A 7,419-nucleotide genomic window follows, 5' to 3' on the forward strand; every position below is an offset into this window, starting at 1 on the left:
TTAGGAGAGATATTTCAAGATGGATTGCCAGAAGAAATACAATTTTCATTACAGCAACAGGGGCTTTTTCTTCCAAATGAGGTAGTTCAATTAGAGAAATTAAAGAAAAACAATGTTTGGGATTGTGTGGAACAGGAATTTATTTATTTACAACAAAAATGGAATGGTCCAGCAGTACCTATTTATATTTTTCCAATTACACAGCAGCAAACGATGACCAATAAAAACGGTGTTGCATATCCTCAAGCACTTTTTTTATTTATTGGTGAAATAGAAACAAGAGAACTTCAAGCGCTGTTTGCCCATGAATATAACCATGTATGCCGTTTACACAACTTAAAAAAGTCTCTTGGAGATATGACTTTGTTGGATTCTCTTATTTTAGAGGGATTAGCAGAATGTGCGGTGCAAGAATTATACGGAGAAAAATGGCTATTACCGTGGTTAAAGAACTACAAATTGGAAGAGCTTTTAGCTTTGTGGAAGACCTATTTTTTGCCTCATTTAAAACTTCAAGGAGTTGAAAAACATAGGCCATTTTTATATGGTGGAAAGCTTCCTTTATGGATAGGCTACTGTATAGGCTACGAGATCGTGCAGACATATATAAAGAATCATCCTACTCATCATCCGTTATCCATATCCAGCCAAGATATACTTGCTGGATCAGATTTTCCGTTACAATAGAGAAAAGGAGTGATTGTTGTGTCAAATGAAATAACAAATGTATTATTACCAGTCGTAAATTCATCAACAAAGGTGCTTATTGTTGGCTCGATGCCTGGAAAGCAATCATTAGAAAAGCAGCAATACTATGGTAATCCACGCAATCACTTTTGGCCCATTATTGGTGAAGTATTGGAAACAGATATTCCAGATGAATATGATAAAAGAATTGCATTATTAGAAAGCAATTCAATTGGTCTTTGGGATACGATTGAAACCTGTGAACGTGAAGGTAGTCTAGATGCAGCGATTCGTAATGAAAAGCCGAATGATTTTCAAACACTTTTTGAAAAGTATCCTAACATCCAATTAGTGCTTTTTAATGGAGCGAAGGCATTTGAAGTTTTTAAAAAGCATCTTGGCCTAGAACTGCTTGAAGGACGAGCTTACAAAAAAATGCCGTCCACAAGTCCAATCCCAGGAAAAAATATAAAATCCATTGCTGAAAAGCTAGAGGACTGGCGCATTATCCAATCCTATTTAACTTAATTTCAGCAATCACTAAAACCTAGGTTCATTTGAGTAGTTCGAATGAGAAGAAATAGCTGCCTTAAAATTTCTTGCGCTTTTAAACCAATGATAAAAAAGGATATAAACAATAATCATTTCAATTGCATCGCCACCGTAATACATGATCTTGGCACCTAGCTCTGCCTGTGTAGCTATTACATGCTGAGGAGGATACGCATAAATATATTTTGCTAGGATAGAGTGAGCTGCTAATGCTACTAATAATATAATGGATCGAAAGACATAGGAGTGTGGATGTGGAGTGGGATCAATATAAATAAAAGCAATGGTAAACACATAACCTGCTAGAAAAATGTGAAGATGAATAAAAATATATAAAAGTAAATGTTCGTGCATCATGTTGAAAAGTGGTGTTGTATAGAGTAACCATAGACCACCTACATTTAGCGTAGATGCAATTATCGGGTGACGAACAAAACGGAAATAAGGACTTCTTATTATCCGAGAAAGAGTACGTGCCGTATTTACTGGTAAGGTCCTTAAAAGTAATGTCATAGGTGCTGCTAATACCATAAGTAGTGGGGCAAGCATACCAAGCAATAAATGACCTATCATGTGTGCGACAAAATTGACATGAATAAGGGAAGCCAATGGGCCAATTAATGTAACAAGGGCACTTACACATCCTACTATCCAACAGCTAGTACGATAATGTGACCATTGCTTTTTATGTTGATTCGAAACAATGACAGCAACGATATAGAAAATAAGTGCTATAAAAAATGGAAAAGCTAATATTTGCTGTCCAAAGGTGAAAAAATTTTGGATGTGAGCTTCATGAGAATGCAAAATGAGCAACCCTCCTAACGTGCTTTTTGAGTTGTTTGGAATAATAAAATGATACCAATTACAATTAATATAGCTGCTAATATATTCCACACTAGATCATAGGGTAGAATATCGACATGATAGCGAATTTGATGAAGTTTCATGAATTTATGCTGAATAATCCCATCGTAAAGCTGAAAGACTCCAGCTCCGAGAAAAATACCACCAAGCCATCTTTTTAACCAAAATCCATGTCTTCGATGTAAATCGGCCAATAGAAAAGCAGAGCCAATCGTAGCAAAAAAGCTGAAGGCATGAAATAAACCATCTGACACTAATCCAATATTAGCTGTAGATTTATCATAGAAATGATGCCAATGTAATAATTGATGGAAAATAACCTCATCTATAAATGCAACAACCCCAAGTCCGAATAGTATACCTGTCCACATATTGCGTTGCTTATAGTGAAAGCGATTTTCGTGTTTATGATTTTTTTTTTCATACATCTCTGTCATCCCCAAGCATATCACCTCACGTTGAATTTCTTTTAGTCTACCCACGAGAGGAGCTCTTAAACAAAATATCCCCCCGAAACAAGTGTTTTCAGAGGGATGCTACGTCATTGCCAGGTATTATAGTATGAACCAGCCGGGCTATAAAAAAATTTAAAGTTATACTTCTTCGCCAATGCACGGCTTTCTAATTCATCTGTAAAGCCGATTGCCATAACCTGTGTACCAAATTCCTCTCGTAGATGGACAAGTTTTTTCATCATTTCGAGAGACCATTCATCATTCCCTACCTCATGATATGAGAAGTCTTCCCACATAATAAAATCGACATAGGGGGCGGTATAATCCATTAGCGTTTGAAATCCCCAATTTTGAGCAACCGATAAAGTGGGATGGCGTTGTTTAATTTGTTGGATAAAAGATAACATGGCTTCATTTTGCCACTTTTGTTCATCTTCAGGTAAATAAGAATTGATATTACCAACAGTATCTAAAAACACACCGTCTAAGCCTTTCTGAACAATTTGCTTCTCTATTTCTGTTAGTAAAATGTCTTGATAATGCGAAGAAGTCATATCCATTAAATAAGAATCCCACTGTGCGAAGTACATTTTTTCACCTTGCTTGTCTCGATAAAAATCATCTTCTTCTAGCTGGCGATAAAGGGCTGTATTCCATTGATCTGCCTCCATTGCATTAATATATCCATAAACTAAAGTGCTGTTCTTTTGAGCATTATCTATATATTTTTGCTGCATTTCGATGGGTTCCACAATAACTAAATCTAACTTAGTCATATCCTCGCCAATGGTATCATTGCCTTTATCTAAGTAATATTTATAATCCTTTACATCTGCAAGTTTTGCTTGAATACTAGTTGAAGAGGATGAAGCAGGATTTTTAGTAATCATAAACCAAATGCTTATTGCTGTAAGCATAGCAATGAAGAGTAAAAGTATTTTTTTCATAGGGACTCCTTTTAGAAAAATATCCCGTTTATTATACAATAATAGGAAACGAATTGTCTTAGTTAGGCAATGGCTCAACGGTTAATCGCCCTTTTACATATATTGAATAATGTAAAAGGAGGGTTTGTGTGTACAATAATCCATTTAGAGAAGATAATTTTAGAAGACCGGGCTGGGCAGATTATGATGATTTTGAAACTACATCATTTGGACCTTCTAATTTTGGGTCACCTCCGGGAGGGCAAATGCCAATGAGTACCCCACCAGGCTTTTCACCAACAATCCCTACATCGCGTGTAGGTGCAAGTGGTATACGTTCCTGTTTATTTAGAAATACTTATATTTGGATGAATAGCGGTAGAAGCTTTTGGTTTTTCCCAACAGTTGTGGGAAGGGAATTTATAGCTGGTTTCCGCTGGAGTAGAAGATATGGCTGGTATTTCCGAACAATTTCCAGAAACCAAATCCGTTCGTATGAATGTTTTAGATAAGCATTAATAAAGAGTAAAAGAATTTTTATTTTTCAAAAATGATGTTACAATTGACGGTAACTAATGAAGAAGGGAAGATGGGTGGCTAATGAATAACTAATCTTATTTTTTGTATTTGAAATTTTATATTTCGAGAACAACAAAAATAGGATTAGTCTGCCCATTTTTCATAATAATTGCTAATATTAGTAAGTAGATACTAATATTTAGCTACTCCAAAGCTTTTTCATAAAGATTCTGGAGTGACAAACATAGCTATTTCAATAGCTTATTTGTGTATGATATTGTAGAGACTAATCCTTCCAAAATACTTGGAGGGATTTTTTTGTCCCTCCAACTGGAGAGGATGGATAGAATGAAGGAACTTTTAAAATTACAGGATGTACACTATGAAATAAAGGATACTTTACTATTTGAGCATATGACAGGCACAGTGAAGCAAGGTGAGATCATCGGTGTTATTGGTAGAAATGGTGCTGGGAAATCAACATTATTACAGTTAATACAAGGAACTGTTTTGCCATCTAAGGGGGCAATACAAGGGATACAGAATATCAAGATTGCCTTTGTTGAGCAGGAGCTTGCCGAATTTGACAAACTAGAAGTAACAGCAGGAGAGGCAGATTTGTTGGCTAAATGGCAGGTGCCAAATGTGTCATTTACAGCTTTAAGTGGTGGTGAAAAGCTAAAAATGCGTCTAGCAGAGGGTTTTTCACAGAATGCCCAACTCTTACTGCTTGATGAACCAACCAATCATTTAGATGAACAAAGTACAGCTTTTTTGATAAGGCAAATACAAAACTATAAGGGAACGATAATGGTTGTCTCACATGATCGTTATTTTTTAGATAAGGTTGCTACAAAAATCTGGTCTATTGAGGAAAAGAGTCTGATTGAACATAATGGCAATTATACAAGTTATATGGCTGAAAGAGAGCATAGAAGATTAACGCAACAACGTGCCTACGAAAAGCAGCAAAAAAACATAGAGCGTATTGAGGATCAAATGCAGGAGCTAACATCATGGTCGCAAAAGGGCCATGCACAGTCAACAAAACTAGAAGGCTTTAAGGAATATCATCGTGTGAAAGCAAAACGTCTAGACTCGCAAGTGAAATCTAAGAAAAAACGATTAGAAGCTGAGCTTGCAAAGGCAAAAGTTGAAGCTGTGGAGCCAGATACAGACATTCGTTTTTCTTTAGGACCATCTCAGCGTGTCGGTAAGCGTCTTTTGGAGACCAAGAACTTATCTTTATGTTTCGGTGATCGCATGTTATTTAAAGATGTTAATATCACTGCTCAATTTGGAGATAAAATCGCCATTATAGGAAACAATGGAAGTGGAAAAACAAGCTTTTTAAAAGTACTTTTAGGCAAGTTAGAAGCAGAGGGTGAAGTGTGGCTATCTCCTGCTGCCAATATTGGCTATCTGACGCAGGAAGTTTTTGATTTACCAATTGATCAGACACCAGAGCAATATTTTTACAGAGAAACATTTGAAGAGCGGGGCAAGGTTCGCAATTTAATGAAGAATTTAGGGTTTACACCGACACATTGGACGTCTACTATAGGAAAAATGAGCATGGGAGAACGTGTAAAGTGTAAACTGATGGCCTATATTTTAGAGGATAGGAATGTTCTTATTTTAGATGAGCCAACGAATCATCTTGATTTACCTTCGCGTGAGCAATTGGAGCGCACACTTGCCCAATATAATGGGACAATACTTGTCGTATCACATGATCGATATTTTTTAGAGAAAGTAACGAATAGTGTTTGGGAGCTTCGCGGTCAACAGATGGAGAAAAAATGGAGTAAAGAGGCTCCAAAGCAGTTGGATGATCTTGTCGCTCTTCGTTTAAAGCTTGAAACGGAAAGGCAAGAGGTGTTAGGAAAATTGAGTTTTCTTACAGCAAAGGATAAAGACTATGCAATGCTTGACCAAAAGTTTAATGAGCTGACACAGCAAATCAATAAGCTTAAATAGATAAACAAGTTTAAGTTAACCGTTGTCAGGGAAAAATGCCGAAAAAGGGTATTACTAGATGGAGGTTAACACAATGAATAGATGGCTATTTCTCATTTTACTATTGAGTAGTAGTATCATAGGTGCTTGTGCTGGTCATGAAAAAATTCATCAAGCACAAGAAAATGAGATCGATGTACCCGTCGTACAATCTAATAATGACAATAGGGATACAGTTATGTCACAAGGTGAAGCTCTTCAACAAATAAAGGATCAGATCCATTCGGATATACCAATAAAAATGCCAACAACATTACCGATTGCAGATGATGCTTTTTTAACGGCCACAACACGTGCTGAAGGGGACCATGTTGAAATTATCTTTTATGAAAGTAAAGAAAATATGCCAATTAATGATATTCGATTAAAGAATTCTGCGACTGCCATCTGTAGATTGTTCGTCAAGCAATACAAAAGTGCTGAAGGGGCTAGTACACAAATCGCATTCGATAATTTTAGTCAAAATGGAGGGCACGAAGTTGATCTTGGCTACAATATAACGGGTTATCAAGATGCGGGTGCTGGCTCGTTATGGACGGGTTGGAATGAAGGGAGATGGGCCATCGCCACACATACAAGCACTGACGACCCAGAGGCAGGTATTAAGCTTGCTAAGCAGGCAGTAAAATATTTAGAAAATCATATGCTACCTATTCCAAAGCAATATGGTTTAGCTCAGCTGGATGTATATCAATCTGGTAATTTAATTGTGTGGCAGGATGAAAAGCTTGTCTACACACTCGATTCGATCAAAGAGCCGTTAAAAGCTCTTGAAATTGCTACAGCTTTTTATCAATAGAAAAAGATTGTTTAGCAAGGTGAGGCGTTGATTTCTGTTCCGCCAGCATCCCTTTCAGGGGGCGTCCGATGAGCCGCTTCACTCCCTAACGTTCGCTCCAGGGTCTCATCTGTGACGCTAATCCCCTAGGAGTGACGCTGGAACGCCAATCAACCATATCGTAGTAAGAAGCTCACACATTAAAAGAGTAGGGAGCACATAAATCTTTGCTAAAAAGATAACATCCATTTGAAACGAACTTTCCCTTTCGTAATCATGCTATGATTGTTTTTCAACAATATAAAAACCTAGAGCAGTAGTTGCTCTAGGTTTTTTGCAATTTAAGATCTTACATCATCTATGAGCTTCTTGTATTCGTTAAAACGTTGCTGCCAGTTTTCCATTGGGAAGCTTTGATGTTCTACACCATTCAATAAATCTGATAACAAGTCAAGGCATATATGCCATCCTGCTAAATCCTTTGGCGTGTGGTCGGTTAGCTCTTGTAGGGTCTCAATTAATCGTAATAATGAGCCATTGTCTGTAGGTGACAGTTCAAATCTAACGCGATCTTGACCCCATTCAAATTCGAGTACTTGTTTTTCAGCATAATCTG

The 7,419-nt window shown here is 37.0% G+C and carries 9 protein-coding genes; 5 read left to right on the forward strand and 4 right to left on the reverse strand.

Annotation, left to right across the window (positions count from 1 at the left end):
- Nucleotides 1-687, forward strand: a 687-nt coding sequence (locus RT445_RS03800) for a DUF2268 domain-containing putative Zn-dependent protease (protein WP_313469734.1), incomplete at its 5' end; no start/stop codon positions are given.
- A gap of 18 nt (nt 688-705) precedes the next feature.
- Complete coding sequence (locus tag RT445_RS03805) at nt 706-1,215, forward strand: DNA-deoxyinosine glycosylase (protein WP_274794823.1); 510 nt, start codon at nt 706-708, stop codon at nt 1,213-1,215.
- A gap of 12 nt (nt 1,216-1,227) precedes the next feature.
- Here RT445_RS03805 and RT445_RS03810 read toward each other — a convergent pair whose 3' ends face one another.
- The 3 genes from RT445_RS03810 to RT445_RS03820 form a co-directional block, all read right to left on the reverse strand.
- Nucleotides 1,228-2,046, reverse strand: a complete 819-nt coding sequence (locus tag RT445_RS03810; RefSeq protein ID WP_274794822.1) for a cytochrome c oxidase assembly protein — start codon at nt 2,044-2,046, stop codon at nt 1,228-1,230.
- A 14-nt stretch (nt 2,047-2,060) separates the two neighbouring features.
- Nucleotides 2,061-2,534, reverse strand: coding sequence for a DUF2243 domain-containing protein (locus RT445_RS03815; protein ID WP_312506594.1), 474 nt, complete (start codon nt 2,532-2,534; stop codon nt 2,061-2,063).
- A 113-nt stretch (nt 2,535-2,647) separates the two neighbouring features.
- The gene (locus tag RT445_RS03820) at nt 2,648-3,508 is read right to left on the reverse strand and encodes an endo alpha-1,4 polygalactosaminidase (RefSeq protein WP_312506550.1); all 861 of its coding nucleotides are present in this window, start codon (nt 3,506-3,508) and stop codon (nt 2,648-2,650) included.
- Nucleotides 3,509-3,636: 128 nt separating this feature from the next.
- On the opposite strand from RT445_RS03820, the gene RT445_RS03825 reads away from it, so the two are divergent.
- The 3 genes from RT445_RS03825 (at nt 3,637) to RT445_RS03835 (ending at nt 6,824) form a co-directional block, all read left to right on the forward strand.
- Nucleotides 3,637-3,999 carry a hypothetical protein gene (locus RT445_RS03825; RefSeq protein ID WP_274794820.1) on the forward strand — a complete coding sequence of 121 codons (363 nt, stop codon included), beginning with the start codon at nt 3,637-3,639 and terminating at the stop codon, nt 3,997-3,999.
- Nucleotides 4,000-4,354: 355 nt separating this feature from the next.
- On the forward strand, nt 4,355-5,986 hold the full coding sequence (abc-f, locus tag RT445_RS03830; RefSeq protein WP_312506549.1) for a ribosomal protection-like ABC-F family protein: 1,632 nt from the start codon (nt 4,355-4,357) through the stop codon (nt 5,984-5,986).
- 73 nt (nt 5,987-6,059) lie between these two features.
- Nucleotides 6,060-6,824 carry a hypothetical protein gene (locus RT445_RS03835; RefSeq protein ID WP_312506548.1) on the forward strand — a complete coding sequence of 255 codons (765 nt, stop codon included), beginning with the start codon at nt 6,060-6,062 and terminating at the stop codon, nt 6,822-6,824.
- A 320-nt stretch (nt 6,825-7,144) separates the two neighbouring features.
- Here the strand turns inward: RT445_RS03835 and RT445_RS03840 are convergent.
- The coding region (locus tag RT445_RS03840; RefSeq protein WP_483869409.1) for an SRPBCC family protein at nt 7,145-7,419 on the reverse strand (275 nt) is incomplete at its 5' end.

This window comes from Lysinibacillus sp., assembly GCF_032093475.1.
Taxonomy (GTDB): Bacteria; Bacillota; Bacilli; order Bacillales_A; family Planococcaceae; genus Lysinibacillus; species Lysinibacillus irui.

Excerpts from the sequence above, each read along its gene's own strand:
- RT445_RS03815 (WP_312506594.1), bottom strand. The coding sequence starts at position 2,534 with ATGTATGAAAAAAAAAATCATAAACACGAAAATCGCTTTCACTATAAG.
- RT445_RS03820 (WP_312506550.1), bottom strand. The coding sequence starts at position 3,508 with ATGAAAAAAATACTTTTACTCTTCATTGCTATGCTTACAGCAATAAGC.
- abc-f (WP_312506549.1), top strand. The coding sequence starts at position 4,355 with ATGAAGGAACTTTTAAAATTACAGGATGTACACTATGAAATAAAGGAT.
- RT445_RS03835 (WP_312506548.1), top strand. The coding sequence starts at position 6,060 with ATGAATAGATGGCTATTTCTCATTTTACTATTGAGTAGTAGTATCATA.